This window comes from Clostridium sp. LBM24168, from assembly GCF_052953915.1.
The window spans coordinates 818228-834669 of sequence record NZ_CP196861.1 but is presented as its reverse complement, the minus strand read 5'-3'; the positions used below and the strand labels follow the sequence as shown (position 1 = coordinate 834669).

At 30.1% G+C, this 16442-nt stretch carries 14 protein-coding genes; 5 read left to right on the top strand and 9 right to left on the bottom strand.

Annotation, left to right across the window (positions count from 1 at the left end):
• Positions 1–304 precede the first annotated feature (304 nt).
• Complete coding sequence (locus ACSVC9_RS04045) at positions 305–2308, top strand: oxidoreductase (RefSeq protein WP_446899076.1); 2004 nt, start codon at positions 305–307, stop codon at positions 2306–2308.
• A 35-nt stretch (positions 2309–2343) separates the two neighbouring features.
• Here ACSVC9_RS04045 and ACSVC9_RS04040 read toward each other — a convergent pair whose 3' ends face one another.
• The 3 genes from ACSVC9_RS04040 to recQ form a co-directional block, all read right to left on the bottom strand.
• The gene (locus tag ACSVC9_RS04040; protein ID WP_446899075.1) at positions 2344–3294 is read right to left on the bottom strand and encodes an oxidoreductase; all 951 of its coding nucleotides are present in this window, start codon (positions 3292–3294) and stop codon (positions 2344–2346) included.
• Between the two features lie 120 nt (positions 3295–3414).
• Positions 3415–4038, bottom strand: coding sequence for a class I SAM-dependent methyltransferase (locus ACSVC9_RS04035; RefSeq protein ID WP_446899074.1), 624 nt, complete (start codon positions 4036–4038; stop codon positions 3415–3417).
• A 22-nt stretch (positions 4039–4060) separates the two neighbouring features.
• Positions 4061–6235: a DNA helicase RecQ gene (recQ, locus tag ACSVC9_RS04030; protein ID WP_446899795.1), complete on the bottom strand. Its 2175-nt coding sequence runs from the start codon at positions 6233–6235 to the stop codon at positions 4061–4063.
• Positions 6236–6447: 212 nt separating this feature from the next.
• Between recQ and ACSVC9_RS04025 the strand changes: the two genes are divergently transcribed.
• Positions 6448–6804 (top strand): tetratricopeptide repeat protein, encoded by a 357-nt coding sequence (locus tag ACSVC9_RS04025; protein ID WP_446899073.1) that lies wholly within the window; start codon positions 6448–6450, stop codon positions 6802–6804.
• Between the two features lie 11 nt (positions 6805–6815).
• Here the strand turns inward: ACSVC9_RS04025 and ACSVC9_RS04020 are convergent, their stop codons facing one another.
• The 3 genes from ACSVC9_RS04020 to ACSVC9_RS04010 form a co-directional block, all read right to left on the bottom strand.
• Complete coding sequence (locus ACSVC9_RS04020) at positions 6816–8006, bottom strand: transglutaminase-like domain-containing protein (RefSeq protein WP_446899072.1); 1191 nt, start codon at positions 8004–8006, stop codon at positions 6816–6818.
• A gap of 76 nt (positions 8007–8082) precedes the next feature.
• On the bottom strand, positions 8083–8919 hold the full coding sequence (recX, locus tag ACSVC9_RS04015; protein WP_446899071.1) for a recombination regulator RecX: 837 nt from the start codon (positions 8917–8919) through the stop codon (positions 8083–8085).
• A 19-nt stretch (positions 8920–8938) separates the two neighbouring features.
• Positions 8939–10171, bottom strand: a complete 1233-nt coding sequence (locus ACSVC9_RS04010; RefSeq protein ID WP_446899070.1) for a M16 family metallopeptidase — start codon at positions 10169–10171, stop codon at positions 8939–8941.
• Positions 10172–10342: 171 nt separating this feature from the next.
• On the opposite strand from ACSVC9_RS04010, the gene ACSVC9_RS04005 reads away from it, so the two are divergent.
• Positions 10343–11929 carry a DEAD/DEAH box helicase gene (locus ACSVC9_RS04005; protein WP_446899069.1) on the top strand — a complete coding sequence of 529 codons (1587 nt, stop codon included), beginning with the start codon at positions 10343–10345 and terminating at the stop codon, positions 11927–11929.
• Positions 11930–11976: 47 nt separating this feature from the next.
• On the opposite strand, the gene ACSVC9_RS04000 is transcribed toward ACSVC9_RS04005, so the two are convergent.
• Positions 11977–12444: a YbaK/EbsC family protein gene (locus ACSVC9_RS04000; RefSeq protein ID WP_446899068.1), complete on the bottom strand. Its 468-nt coding sequence runs from the start codon at positions 12442–12444 to the stop codon at positions 11977–11979.
• A 29-nt stretch (positions 12445–12473) separates the two neighbouring features.
• On the bottom strand, positions 12474–14216 hold the full coding sequence (locus ACSVC9_RS03995) for a phosphoenolpyruvate carboxykinase (RefSeq protein ID WP_446899067.1): 1743 nt from the start codon (positions 14214–14216) through the stop codon (positions 12474–12476).
• A 221-nt stretch (positions 14217–14437) separates the two neighbouring features.
• Here ACSVC9_RS03995 and greA point away from each other — a divergent pair, with 221 nt between their 5' ends.
• The gene (gene greA, locus ACSVC9_RS03990; protein ID WP_446899066.1) at positions 14438–14902 is read left to right on the top strand and encodes a transcription elongation factor GreA; all 465 of its coding nucleotides are present in this window, start codon (positions 14438–14440) and stop codon (positions 14900–14902) included.
• A gap of 156 nt (positions 14903–15058) precedes the next feature.
• The gene (locus tag ACSVC9_RS03985; RefSeq protein WP_446899065.1) at positions 15059–15907 is read left to right on the top strand and encodes a YitT family protein; all 849 of its coding nucleotides are present in this window, start codon (positions 15059–15061) and stop codon (positions 15905–15907) included.
• Positions 15908–15937: 30 nt separating this feature from the next.
• On the opposite strand, the gene ACSVC9_RS03980 is transcribed toward ACSVC9_RS03985, so the two are convergent.
• Positions 15938–16396 (bottom strand): hypothetical protein, encoded by a 459-nt coding sequence (locus ACSVC9_RS03980; RefSeq protein WP_446899064.1) that lies wholly within the window; start codon positions 16394–16396, stop codon positions 15938–15940.
• Positions 16397–16442: the final 46 nt, after the last annotated feature.

Genomic DNA, 16442 nt, shown 5'->3' with positions numbered 1-16442 from the left:
TATACATTTATATTTATAAAAATTCAATATTGTATTAAAATAATTTCATATTATATAACTGTATAATATAGAATATATCTTATCTCATCAAACTAAAAATCACTTTATATAGATTAAACTCATATATAATATTTTTGGTATATTAATTAGTATATCCATTCTTTTGAAATTCATCAAGAATATTTTTATTCAATATAACTTATAATATGTTTGATAAATTTTAAAAAATTAAGTATAATTATAGAAGGCATATAAAAACGTTTACAAAAGTTTTATAAATTTCCATATAGGGAGGTAAGTTACTATGAAAACCAGTTCTTTATTTGACCCTATAAAAATAGGCACAGTCGAAATAAAAAACAAAATATCGATGGCACCTATGGGAGCTTTTGGACTCGTAGATAATGAATCTTGCTTTAACCAGAGAGCTACTGATTATTACGTTGAAAGGGCAAAAGGCGGAACAGGACTTATTATAACAAGCGTAACCAAAGTAGAAAATGAACTAGATAAAGTTGTAACCGGTGTACTCCCAATTATCTCAATAAATCCAGGAAAATTCATAATGACATCCGCAGAAATGACAGAGAGAGTTCATGCCTACGGCACAAAAATATTTTTACAGTTGTCTATGGGATTTGGAAGAAGTGGTTCACCTGGAACACTGTTAACATCACAACCTGTTTCCGCCTCGGATATACCAAACTATTGGGATCCAACTGTTACTTGCAGAGCACTTACTACTCAAGAAGTCGAATGGATAGTTACACAATTTGCAGAGGCTGCCCATGTTGCTAGATCTGCTGGCTTTGACGGTGTAGAAATACATGCTGTTCATGAAGGATATTTACTTGATCAATTTACCCTTGCAATATTCAATAGAAGAACAGATAAATACGGTGGAGACTTGAGAGGAAGACTTCAACTTCCTATAGAAATAGTTCAAAGTATAAAATCCAAAGTTGGAGACGACTTTCCCGTTATACTAAGATATAGTGTTAAAAGTTGCATAAAGGATTGGAGACAGGGAGGTCTTCCTGAAGAAAACTATATTGAAAAAGGTCGTGATCTTAAAGAGGGACTTGAAGCTGCAAAAATACTCGAAGAAGCAGGATTTGACGCCTTCAATTCTGATCTTGGGACATATGATGCATGGTATTGGGCACATCCTCCACTCTATCAAAAGGATGGACTATATCTTCCATATACAAAGGAACTAAAGAAAGTAGTAAACGTTCCAATTATAGTCGCAGGAAAACTTGGTGTACCTGAGAAAGCCCAGGAAGCTTTAGATAATGGTTCTGCCGATATGATAGGACTTGGGAGACCCCTTCTTGCAGATGCATACTGGCCTAAAAAAGTTCTTTCAAATCATCTAGAAAAAATTCGTCCTTGTATCGGCTGCCATACAGGATGTATGGGAAGAGGTTTTGAATGCAAACCTTTAAGCTGTGCAGTAAATCCATCTACCGGAAGAGAACGATACTATGAAATAAAACCTGTCAACAAGAAAAAGAAAGTAATGGTTATAGGAGGTGGCGTTGCCGGAATGGAGGCTTCCAGAGTTGCATCGATGAGAGGACATGAAGTTATTCTTTATGAACTCAAGGACAAATTAGGTGGAGTGGTTGTTCCTGGTTCAGTACCTGATTTCAAGATTGATGACAGGAAACTACTAAAATGGTACAGAAATGAAATGAATGAACTTGATATCAAAATAGTATTAAATACAAAGGTAACAGAAGATATTGTAGATAAAGAAAAACCAGATGTTGTTATTATAGCCACAGGATCTAGAGAAATTGAAATGAAAGTACCCGGTATAAAAAAAGGCAAAGTTTTAACAGCAATAGAGGTTCTAAATGGTAAAAATGATATTGGTAAAAATATATTAATGATAGGCGGAGGACTTGTTGGATGTGAAACGTCACTTTATTTAGCAAATAAAGGCAAGGAAGTTACAATTATCGAACAAAAAGATAGTATATTGAGTTCAGGGAAACCAATTCCACACATGAACAAAATTATGCTTGTAGATTTACTTAAAATGCAGAATGTAAAAATTATTACAAATACATCTCTACTTGAAGTTACTGACAATGGTGCAATAATCATTGACAATAAGTTCAACAAACAGGATATATGTGCTGATACTGTAATAATAGCAGCTGGATTCAAACCTGAAAATGATTTATATAACAAACTTCGTAAAAAAATAGTTGAGTTATATTTAATTGGTGATGCGAGTAAAACTGCCAATATAATGGATGCAATATGGAGCGGAAACGAAATAGGTCTTAACTGTTAATAAGAAAAATGGAGGTATTAGAAAACATACCTCCATTATATTTTATTCGTACATCTTATACCCTCTTTACCAATACAATTTCCACAGGATGTACAACTTGATATCGCTTTAGTCCCATTTAACCATTTATTTACAAGATCCGGTTCACATATAAATGGTCTGGACATAGAAAAATACTCTATTTCTGTAGTATTCAATATTTCATTCATATTTTCTATACTTCTATTGAATGCCCCCAATACTACAGGACATTTTACACGCTCCGCTATGTTGGATACATATCTTCTTAAATTAGATTCGTCTTTATTTGAACTTATTTCTATGGCATTTACACCATATCTGTCCAACTCACAGCATATAGGAATGTACTCACCATCTAAAGAATTGACCTTAACAAATATATTAAAATTTTCTCCAACTCTATTTCTAATTTCACTGTATATTTCAAATAAAAATTTTTTTCCGTTCTTCATGCTTTCACCATATGTATCAGTTCTTGTACTATATTTCGGACTAAGTGCTTTTCCCAGGAAATAATCCCTCGATATATTGATTTCCAATGCATCGAAACCAGATTGTTTTATTCTATAGGATGCATTTCCAAATTCTTTTATTATACAGTTCATATCATAACTTGAAATATCATCATAAATTTCAGATGAACACGACTTTCGAACTATCTCCATAGATATTCTGCACCTATTATAGTGAACCATATTCGTCAATTCCCTAAATTCATCAATAAAGGAATCATCATATATTCCAAGCATTTTATCCCCATGAACGTCATTCCTAAATTTAAATATATTACTATTCCCTGTAATTAGCATGGCTACTCCTCCTGATGCAAGAGTCTTATACAGATTGAACAATTTATCCGTAAGATGTCCAGCCGAATCAGCCATATTTTCACATGTAGCAGAACGAATAAATCTATTTTTTAATTTTATATCATTTATATAAGTAGTTTCAAATAATGATTTCATAAATATACCTCCATATTATACAATCAAACCATATCTTCTACTTCTAAGTTCTATTTTTTCCCTACGGATTAATGTTCTGTTTCCCTGCTGGGAATCAACCCTATCATTGAACTTAATTTATTAATTCTCTCCAATATAACATATCCAGTGTTTATCTTCTTTTATTTCCATCTTAATATCTTTATATCCGATTTTTGCCATAATTTTATAAAGTTCTTCAGGTGTATATATATTCATTTTATCTACATATTCTTCATATTGCTCTTCGGAGTTATTATCCATGTACATTTCATTTATTATAACAAATTTTCCGGATGGCTTTAGTACCCTTTTTATTTCTTTTAGGTTATTTATCAAATCCGGCCAGAAATATATGGTTTCAACTGCCGTTATCAAATCAAACTGGCCATCTTTAAAAGGCAATCTTTCCACACTGGAATTATATACATTAACTCTTCCTTCCTTAATAAACTGGCTATTAAATTCCTTAGACCACTCAACACAGTCTTTTGAATAATCCACTCCTATTACTTTTCCGGATTTTATCAAGCCTGCCAATCTATTTATAGTTTTTCCACCGCCACATCCAATATCCAATATCATAAAATTTTCTTTTATATCAACTTTATCAAGTCCCCAACTTGTTAACTCAAAATGGTCCCGATTCATTTCACTGGCAACAGTTTTTCCTTCCCTGCCAGATGGTTTCCTACACTGATCTAACCTTCTTGCTATTTCACTCATATAACTCACTGCTCCTCTCCAATTAACTAATTTTATTAAATGCATAATTTTTAAGTATTACAGCTCTTATTTTATCGTAATTTATATCTGACGGAATTATTTCCTTAATTGGATATAATCTTTCACATCCAACCTTATCTATTGCAGACATAATAACCGTTTCTTCCTCTTTTGTAAATAAATTTCCAAATTCTATATTTAAATTCGTTCCATTATACTTTTCGATATATTTTGTAATGTGAGTCAATATAGTAGAAATCGTAACTCCTCTCTCTTCAGCAACTTCCTGTATATTTTTGTTGTTTTTTATCATATCTATCGTCACTTCATAAGCTTTTAGTTTTTTAGTAGGCTTTCTATCTCTGTCATAAATACTGACACTGTCATCTTTATTAAATCTCCACTTTATATTTATATTTATATTGTTTGCCAAAACATATTTCTTTATTTCTTTCAGGAAAGGTTCTGCATATTTTTTTAATTTTAGTTCTCCTATACCTGATATATCAAGCATCTGTTCCTCCGTACAAGGATATCTACTACTCATTTCTTTTAAAGTACTATCTGAAAATATCAAATATGGAGGTATATTCTCTTTCCCTGCTATATTTCTCCTGATTTTTCTAAGTATTTCAAATAAGTCACTATTTATGCTTATCTTTCTAACTACTATCTTTTCTTTTAATATTACCTTATCAATTCCCTTTAGAATCCTTATAGATTCGTTATTTAAAACTACAGTTGGATATTCCCCCTCTTTCAAAGACGCATAACCATGAGCTATTAGTGTATTTATAAAATCTGAAAGGTACTCTCTTGAATATTCCTTCATTATTCCATATGTAGATAATCTATTAAATTCATTTTGAATAATTTTTCTCTGTGATGAACCTCTAAGTACATCAACTATCATATTTACTCCAAAGCTCTTCTTCATCCTATATATACAGGATAATACCTTTTGAGCATCTATGGTTCTATCCACACGTTCACCATCACTTATGCAATTACTGCAGTTACCACATTCTTCATAGTCAACTTTTTCGCCAAAATAATTCAGTATATACTTCCTAAGGCATCCACTATAATGAACAAAGTCTACCATCTGCTGCAGCTTCCTATATTCATTTAATTTTCTATTCTCCGATTGTATGCTGTTCTCAATTAAATATTTTTGCGTTACTACATCCTGTGATGTAAACATAAGTATACATTCACTACTTTCTCCATCCCTTCCAGCTCTTCCTATTTCCTGATAATAGCTTTCTATGTTTCGGGGCATATTATAGTGAATTACATATCTTACATTTGATTTATCTATACCCATTCCAAAAGCATTTGTAGCAACTATTACATTTGCCCTATCATATACAAAATTTTCCTGGTTTTTCTTTCTATCACTATCGGATAATCCAGCATGATATCTGACAATATTTATATTATTTTTTAAAAGCTTATCATAAATGCTATCTACTGTCTTTCTGGTAGAAGCATATATGATACCGGACTGATCTTTATTTTCGATTATATAATTCAGTATATAAGAAAATTTGTAACCTATTTTTAAACAGCTTATTTTTAAATTTTTCCTGTCAAAACCTGATATAAACACAGCAGGCTTTTTCAATTTTATCTGTTTTACAATATCTTCCCTGACTTCTTTAGTTGCGGTAGCTGTAAACGCAGTTACTACAGGCCTACTGTCAAGGCTATCTATAAAACGCCATATACATCTATAGCTGCTTCTAAAATCATGACCCCATTGTGATACACAATGTGCTTCATCTATAGCAACCTGAGATATAAGTATATTTTTCATAAGATGACAAAAACTAATTGACTCAAGTCTCTCTGGAGCCACATATAAAATTTTTATGGAATTTTCCTTTAATTTTGATATTATAGACAGCATCTCATCCTGACTTAATGAACTGTTTATATAATCAGCCTTTATACCCAGATCCTTTATATTATCCACCTGATCTTTCATAAGTGAAATCAGTGGAGAAATCACTATAGTAATCCCATCAAAAAGCAATGCCGGTATCTGATAACATATAGATTTTCCTCCCCCTGTAGGCATTATAGCCAAAGTATCCCTTCCACCTAAAATACTCATTATTATATCCTGTTGTGAACTCCTAAACTTTTCATATCCATAATATTTATGCAGAATCTTCAATGCACTTTCAATCAACAATTTTTCACCTCTTACGATAGATTCTGGTTTCAATAGTTAAATTATATCACATTTTTCAAGCATACCTTATTACAAGATATGCAAAATACTGATCTTTATATTTTCATGAGGAATATTTTTATAAAAGTTGGATATAAATTACTATATAAAATAATTATGAGTTGGCATAAAATTCATTGAATTTAAAGCTTCTTAGAGGAGGGTTACAATTGAAATACTTTCAAAAGGCTAACGAATTCTATAATATTAAAGAGTACAGAAAGGCTATTGCAATGTATGAAAAGGCAATAGCTGTAAAAGATAATGAGGTATCTTCACTTTACAATTCAGCAGTATGCCTCATAAAACTCAATGAATATTTACAAGCAATACCTAAATTAAAATCAGCAATAAAATTAAAAAAAGAAAGTAAGTATTTTTTTAATTTGGGATATTGCTATACCATGTTAAAAAATCATAAAAAGGCACTGCTGTCTTTTAACAATGCATGGTGTCTGGATAATTCAGATACTGACTGTGAAAAGGCAATAAACATCTTGTTAAACAATTATTCTAAATCGAAATAGGAAAATATCAATTACCATTCTCCCACTATCTGCGCATTCTTGTGATCAATATTAAATCTAGAACTATCAAAGTAATTTCCTCCTCTATAGAAAGTTGTATCTACATTTATCCATCTGTTTTTTTCAGGAATGTATACTTGATTCCACGCATGGCTCACCCAACTTATTCCATTAAACCCTTCTCCAGTTATAAGTCTCACTTTAATATTGTTTGCTCTAGCCATAGCAACATAAAGACATGAATAATCAAAACAAATTCCCTTCTTTGTTTCGAAAGTAGGTATAGCTCCTGATTTAACATTGAAATCATTGTTCAAAACCTTATTTGCCTTATCATGATCATAGGATATACTAGTTCCTATCCAGTTATACAACATTTCAGCTTTTTCTGTAGTATCATTTCCTTCTGATCCAAGTTCCTTTGCAAGTTTATCAATTTGGGCATTAGATCTAATGCCCTGATCTAAAGTTACTCCATTATAGTACACTATAGTATTTCTATTATCAATTTCTTTCAACGGTGTAGATGAATTAAATTGAACCTGCCTGCCATCAGCTTCTCTTATTACTATTCTAAAAGAATTATTCAGTATATTTGGCAGCTGCTTTGCAATAGTTGAATTTGTAACTGGTATTATAACACTCTGGCATATAGATCTATAAATTCTAGATGCCTGAAGATATCCACTTAATTTATTATTAACATTAAATATTGACATTATATTCAGTACAAATGTAACTAAAAGCACATAGCATATGGCTTTGGGCAGCTGAAATATCATTCCTGTTAGTCTTTTAAACAGATTACTTTTTGTTCTAAGGAACTTTTCTATACTGTCTAGTGCTGGATAAAAAGTCAGATAATTTATTAAATCAAAAAGTAATTTAATAATTCTGTATATAATAAATACAATTATAGGTATTATAACAGCATATATTATCAGATTATTATTTTCTAAATAGCTTAGCATTTGCACCGGTATATGGTTATATATTCTTTCATATATTCCAGTATCATGTTGTATAAATATCTTCTTTCCAAAATATACTCCTACTATTATAGATATAATAAAAGATATATTTCTACTTACCTCATCTATATCCAATTTTAGATCCCTGGAAGAAAATTTAAACAAAAATCCTTTCAAAATCGGATACAAAAATACTGCCAATATAATAATTGTTATGGGATTTATCTTCATAATAACAACCACCTTTTAAATATTTATCCCACTAAAAGAAATCCCTATCAAAAACCAATTAATCGCAAAAAGGTAACTAATCTTCTAGGTTTTTATTTAAAATTTTTCTTAAAACCGGCTTTATATCCTCCCATAAATAATTCCTTCGCAGAAGATATTGCCCAAGTTTTCTACTTATTTTGTCAGTATCATTTTCAGACCTTGCTATTATATTATACCTTTTTTTTGCAGTTGAATATAGGGCATCCATGTCTTTTCTGTAAATATTTTCTTTTAGTCTGAAATCCTCTTTCTTGATTACCTTTCCCAAAATATTTTTAGTAAGCTGCATATCATATCCATTATTAATCATATAGTTTCCAAGCTTTCTATATATATATGACATATCTGTATGTTCCTTTACCATAATATTATACTTCTTCAAGGCCAATTCAAAAGCATCCTTTTCATACTGCGACTTATCTATAGTTTTCAGCTCTTCTTCTATTATATTTTCTCCTATCCCCTTTTTTATAAGATCATACTTTATCTTATTCTTACCAAAACGTTCTATTTTTTGATCTATATACATCTTCGCAAATTTATAGTCGTCAATAAATTTATACTTTCTTAAAAATTTCAAAGTCCTTTTTATTGTATCTACATCATAATCTTTTTTTACAAGTTTATCACATACTTGTTTTTCTGTCCTATAATTTCTTTCTATAATCCTAAGAGCCTGATTTTTACATTTTATATAATTATCTTCTTCAATTACGCTTTTTAAATAATCCATATTTATACATTTTCCCTTTGTTATATTATAATTATATATAGTTTCCGTACTACAGGAAAATGAAAATTCGTTATCTACATATACATATACTCTATCCTTGCTTTTCAGCTTTATTCCAGTTACTACATTTCTACACATAATTAGTTTAAATTACTCCTTAATATAAATTTTTCAAAATATAGATAGTTGGATTGTTGAATATTTTTCGTGCGACTTCATATATATCATCTTTTTTGATATTCTCAATCTCCTTTATATCTTCATTGAATTTAAATATACTATTTCCTTTCATTGACTGACTGAGTACATAATCTCCAATATCCGTACTATCCTCCAGAGTAAATACCACTGCAGTTTTTAAAGCCTTTTTCATAATAGAAATACTACTGCTGTCAAATACTATGTGTTCATCTTTTATATCTTGAATGCATTTCAAAATGGTATCAACTGTAATTTCAATGTTCTCTTCACTTACCGATGTGTATATGTAGAAAGTTTTTACATTCTGCGCTAAATTTAAATCCGTATATACATCATATGAAAGTCCTTTTTCTTCCCGTAGTTTTCTAAATAATATGGAATTAGTACTTTCTCCGAACTTGTGACTTAGTATTCTAAGTGCCAGCTCTTGCTTCTTACTGAGCCCGTAGAGCGTAAACAGAAATGTAATAGTACTTTGTTCTATATCTCTTTTATATCCAATCTTCCTGTAAGGTAGATTTTTTTCAACTATAATCTTTCTACTTTCAAGTTCTCTGTATTGCCAGTCTCTGAAATACTTAAGAACAAGTTTCAAAACATAATCATGCTCATAATGAGATACTATAGATATAAAGCAATTATTAGGAATATAGAATTTATGATAAAATTCCACCAACTTCTGTCTTGTAAATTTTTTAACTGTATATTCATTTCCACATATATCATATTTAAGAGGACTATTTTTAAATGCCGCCTCATTCATTTTTCTAAAACTAAGTTGTTCTATATCATCATTTCCTGACTTTATTTCTGATAGTACAACTTTTTTCTCCATTTCAATTTCCTTATCCTTAAATGCAGGATTAAGTATCATATCAGATATAATTTCTACAGACTTCTCTAATTCTTCCTCTAAATTTGTAATACTGTACACCGTACATCCATAATCCGTGTACGCATTATATTCCCCACCAAGATTTTCTAAATCTGCATTCAATTCTTCATTGGATCTTTTCTTTGTACCTTTAAAAAGCATATGCTCTATAAAATGCGATATCCCCTTCTCATTTAAATTTTCATATATAGATCCTATTTTTATTCCAATATGCAGAGATGAAATTTGTGTATCCTTTTTTATAGTAATAAGTTTTATCCCATTTAATAAAACTTTCTCAACCGCATCGAACATATAAGTCTCCTCTAAGCTTCAGCTAAAATATATTTTATAAAAACCTTTATATCACATTATATCATACATTTTAAACTGTTCATCAAATTCATTGATTAAAGTTTGATATTATTGGAATACTATGTTATGATAGGATTTGTTTTGTAATATAAAAAAGAAAGAGGAATTTTAATGAGTAATATTAGTTTTAATGATTTAAACTTACATCCCAAGGTACTTCAATCTATAGATGCTATGGGTTTTGAAGAACCATCTCAAATTCAAGCTGAATCAATTCCCGTAATATTAGAAGGTCATGATGTAATAGGTCAGGCACAAACAGGTACAGGTAAAACATTGGCTTTCGGTGCCCCTATGCTGAGTAAAATAGATAATTCAAGTAAGCACATATCAACTCTTATACTTACCCCTACACGAGAACTTGCAATTCAAGTTAATGATGAGTTGAGTAAGATTGCCAAGTTTAGGGAAATTCGTCTTATGCCTATATACGGCGGACAGCCAATTGAAAGACAGATAAGATCTTTAAAACACGGTATAGATGTTGTAGTTGGCACTCCTGGAAGAATAATAGATCATATAAACAGGCACACAATAAACTTGAGTAAAATACAATTTTTAATAATAGACGAAGCAGATGAAATGCTTGATATGGGATTTATAGATGATATAGAGAGTATAATAAAAAGCACAAATTCTGATAGGCAGACATTATTATTTTCTGCCACTATGCCAAATCAAATAAAAAAATTGGCTTCCAATTACATGAGCAAAGATACAAAGTACATAAAGATAGAAAAGAGTACTTTAACTGTAGAAAAAATAAAGCAGTATTACTATGAAATTAAGCATAAGGACAGATTTGAATCTTTATGCAGAATATTAGATGTAGATGAACCCTCAAGTGCCATAATATTTTGTAAAACAAAAAAAGGTGTGGATGAACTTGTAGAATCCATGCAGGCAAGGGGTTACAATGTAGAAGGCATGCACGGTGATATGAATCAAAATCAAAGACTAAACACACTTAAAAAATTCAAAGACGGAAGTTTGGAATTTTTAATTGCAACAGATGTGGCTGCCAGAGGAATAGACGTAGAAAATGTATCTCATGTAATAAACTATGATCTTCCACAGGATACTGAATATTATGTACACAGAATAGGTAGAACTGGAAGAGCAAATAAAGATGGAATAGCTTATTCCCTTGTAACCCCAAGAGAATACATACTCTTAAAACAAATAGAAAAATTTACAAAAAGCAAGATAAGAAGGAAAGAAGTTCCTACCATAGATGATATATTTGAGGCTAAATACAAACACATTTCAGAAAAAATTCGATCTGTACTGGCAGAAAACAATTTTAAAAAATTCATTCCTGCGGCTACTGAATTAGATGAAGAATATAACCTCGTTGATGTTGCTGCAGCTCTTATGAAAATGGTTTTTGACAGCGAAGTAAGTTTTAATTATAAAGAGAATTCCATAAATGCAAATGTAGATGAAAACGTAAGATTATTTCTGTCAATAGGAAGAATGGATAATATAACTCCAAGAAAACTAATTAAATTTTTAAATGAAACTTCTTCTGTAGAAGCCCACGAAATAGGGGATATAGACATATTAAACAAATTCACTTTTATAAATGTTCCTGAAAGCATATCTTCCATTATTTTAAAGAAAACTAACGGGAAAAAATTTCAAGGAAGACGTGTATCTGTAGAAGTTGCCAAAAATAAAAAGTCTAAAAATCACTAATATAATATACCCACAAAATTTTTTGTGGGTATATTACCATTTATGCCTTACTCGGAATATTTACATATATCTACCCATTCTCCTTCAACCAGATTGAACATTTTTTCAGGAGAAATCTTTAGAGCATAATTTTGGGAACCTGCAGCTGGATATACATAATCAAAATCTTTTATTGATATGTCTATATACACTTTTATTTTATTTTTCAATCCAAATGGACATAATCCACCAATAGGATGACCTATTTCATTCAAAACTTTATCATGATCTACCATTCTTGCTTTTGTCTTGAAGAAATTCTTAAACTTTTTATTGCTAACCTTGAGATCGCCTCGTACCACTACCAATACATCCTCGTTTCCTATTTTAAAAGCCAGTGTTTTTGCTATATACTTTGGCTCCGTATGTATAACCTCTGCGGCCTGCTGAACTGTAGCCCCGCTATCCGGTAATTTGAAAACAGGATTCTCCAAAGCTCTATCTTCAAAATATTTTATTACACTTTCTACACTCATCAATAAATACCTCCATATAAGTTAAAATTTTATTTTTCTATATTTTTTATTTCATCCAGAAGTTTTAATGCAGCCCTCTTAGGTCCCTCCTTTTCCTTACCCGGTACACCTAATCTTGTTCTAAGCTGTCCCACTTTTATGCCTACTTCAAAAAATTTTTCAAAATATTTTTTAAGAAGTTTATCAGTGTTCTCTGATTTTTGCGCAGGTCCAAATGGATTTGCAAAGTACGTTTTTACGAGCCCTTTCTCAGAAGTGGTTCCCTTTGCCATTCTTGCTCCATTTCTAAATGTATCTATAGCTTCTTCATAGCAATTGAAAAATTCCAATTCTTCTCCATCTTCATAATTATTTGCATATAAAAATAAATTTACAGGATATCCATTTGTTATTTCAGTATAACTTGATACAGGGATAACCAGTCTTGCATTTATTTTGTCGGGATTCATAAATATACTCCTATCTATTTCTCTGAATGCATATCCAGTATCCAAATCATCCAATCTAACAAAAGCCCCTATCTCAGTTCCATAGGCCAGTACTTCACCATTTTTATTAATCCTCACTGTACCCATATCATCAAATATAATTTTCATATCACTTATATATTTATCTCCAAGCTGCCTAAATGCCTCAAGGCTTTCAGATTTGCCTGCGCCGCTGTCTCCCATTATAATTATATTGGCAGTTTTATTGTCTTTTGTAATTATATTAACCATAGCTCCATGGATAGGCAAAAATCCTTTTTTTATCATTATAAGATTATGGAGGGTCAATGTCATTTTTTTCATATATCCAAAATAATCTATGGCTTCATTATAATTTATGTAGCCAAGCATTATATCATTTTCTACGTCATCATAGAAAATGGTCCTCATACTTTCTGAATTATCTTTTGCTCCAAATACATAAACTATATCAGGTTTCTTATCCATATATTCTTCCTCTTTTGCAATCTCGAATAAATTGCATAAGGTAACACCATGTGCCATAAAATCTCTGTGAAAATATATATACGCCATAAGATCTCCTACTTTTGCTGGATAACAAAACCAATGATCTGGATTTATGGTACACTCCTTTAATGGATTTCTAAAATATTCTTTGAACATTCCTGTCCTAGTATTTTTTTTAGGATATATTATAAATGGAGGATCCAATATTATTGATTTAATAAATAGTATATTTTCAAGTCCTTCATAGTCTTTGGGATAAGGCCATCTTACATCCTCCAATACTAATCCCGCATTTCCTCCCGCCGGAAGCTGTCTATATATTTGCGGCCTTTGGGATAGTATATTCTCTTCTATTTTTCTATAAGTATCCAAAATCAATTGGGAAAATCTGTTGTTTGCATCTATAAAGCTTACATTTTGAAATCCTTCACCTGTTTTATTATTTTGTATAATAGTATATCGTTCTATTTTTCTCCAAAATCTATAAAAATCTTCTACAAATAAAATAAGCTTATCCTTGTCACAAAATATGTCCTTACAGTTGATATCCAAATTTTTAATATGTTCTGAATCAAACATCATAAGTAGCTTAAATATACTAATTATGGAATCTGCCAATTTATCCGATTCTTTAATTTTAATGCCTTTACTAATATATTTATATACAGAAGTATCTTTATCTTTTATTTTTTCCAAATACCTGGTGAGAATAGCTTTAAAAGCAGAACTTTTAAACAACTTCTCAGGTGATTCACAAAATTTCTCAGTGAAATTTATCATTACTTTTCCATTTTTTAAATAAAATTCTTTTTTCATAACTAATCCCCAATCCCAACAAAATCTGTTTCTTAAAATTTATTTAACTTATATTATATCACAATATATTAGTTTGCTAACAAATTTGCAACATACAAAATAAATTCTTGTATTATCCAATTAGTAATACTATAATAGTAAGGTAGCTTATATAGTCATATTGTAATATTATGGTTTTTTCTTACCAGTGCATAATAAATTTAAAATAGTAGGTGATTTTTATGAATAATGTAATATTAACAAAATCAGGTAAAAAAAAGCTAGAAGATGAACTGGAATATCTCAAAACAGTTAAAAGAGTAGAAATTAAAGCAGCCCTTAAATCTGCGCGTGCTCAAGGCGATCTTAGTGAAAATGCAGACTACAGTGCTGCTAAAGATGATCAATCCATGACTGAAACAAGGATACAGGAATTGGAGAATCAACTTAAAAATGCTGTAATAATAGAAAGTTCTTCTGATTCAGATACTTTCGATATAAATAAAACTGCACTGGTAAGATTTTTTGATATAGATGATACAGAAGAAGTTACCTTGGTAAGTTCTGTAGAAGCAGATGTTAAAAACATGAACATAAGCATAGATTCTCCACTTGGAAAAGCTTTATTCAGATTAAAAGTTGGAGAAAAAGCTACTGTAGAATCTCCTGATGGAAACTATGACGTAAAAGTTGAAAAATTATTATAGACATGAAATATTTTATTTTAATTGTTAGAACGAAAAGACATTCATATTTATATGAAATTGGAGCATATATAAATCTAGGAAGAATCTAACTTGGGTTTTATATGTTCTTTTTTAGTGTATTATATAAAATATTATAAATTCAGGGAGGTATTATATGTGATTAAAAATTTAAAAGATATATTATTATTACTGTTCGGATCTTTCTTAGTATCTTTCGGGACTTATTTTTTCCTTGTACCATGTCACATAGCAGCCGGAGGAGTAAGCGGTATGGCCATAATTATAAATAGCATTTTTCCAAATATACCAATAGGACTGTTTATGATGTGTATGGAAGTATTTTTATTCATACTTGGCGTTATAGTAATAGGTCCCGTCTTCGGTGGGAAAACAATCTTTTGCAGTTTTTCAATATCACTTATGATATTTCTAATGGAAAAAATATATCCTGGATTAAAACCATTTAGCACTGATACCCTACTTCAATTGATATTTGGAATACTCATATGTGGTGCAGGCATGGGAATTGTTTTTAACAGAAATTCCTCCACAGGAGGCACTGATATAATAGCTAAAATAATAAATAAATATACAAAAATAAGCATAGGCAAGTGCATATTAATGCCGGACATTTTAATAACATTAGCTGCTGGTGCTGTATTTGGAATAGATAAAGGCATGTATTCAATATTAGGTGTATTCTTAAATGCAACAATAATTGACAGAGTTATTCTAACTTTAAACACCTATAAACAGGTAGCCATAATAAGCTCCAGAGGTGAAGACATAAAAAATTATATCGTTGGTGTATTGGACAGAAGTGCAACTATATATTATGCAAAAGGTGCCTATAAAAATAATGAAAACGAGGTTATAACAACTATATTGAGCAGAAAACAATTTATAAAACTTAAGGAATATATAGTCAAAATAGATAACAAGGCTTTCATTACTGTAAATGAGTTAAATGAAGTACTAGGTGAAGGATTTTCAAGCATTATATAGAATATAAGTACCTTATATTCTATATATCCATCAAATTATTCTAAGCTGCAGTTTTACTATGTAGTTGTCTTTCCTTATAACAACTATACTGTATTTATAATTTCTAACTATATGTTCTATAGAATTATAGAATTTATTTTTAATTTCATATACAAATTCACCATTTTTTCTTATAAGTTTATAACGCCCATTCACTAATTTTATATGCAAATTTTCCCATTCATTTATATTTATATTTTTGACTGTAATCTCAAATATTATTCCCCTTGATTTTAGTAATTCCAGAAGCTTTTTATATATCTTGTCTATTTCAATACTCTTTTCTTCTATATTTTCCTTTATTTCTAAAATCTTATTGTATTGTTCATTTTGTGTGTTCAATTTCACTTTTAACATTTTTATTTTATTATCTAAATTTAATATTTTATTCTTTTTCCTCATGTCATAATTTCTTATAAATTTTGAAAATAATTCATCACTTTTATTCATAAAAATTTACCTACCTTAATAGCAAATCATATTATATATTGCATTT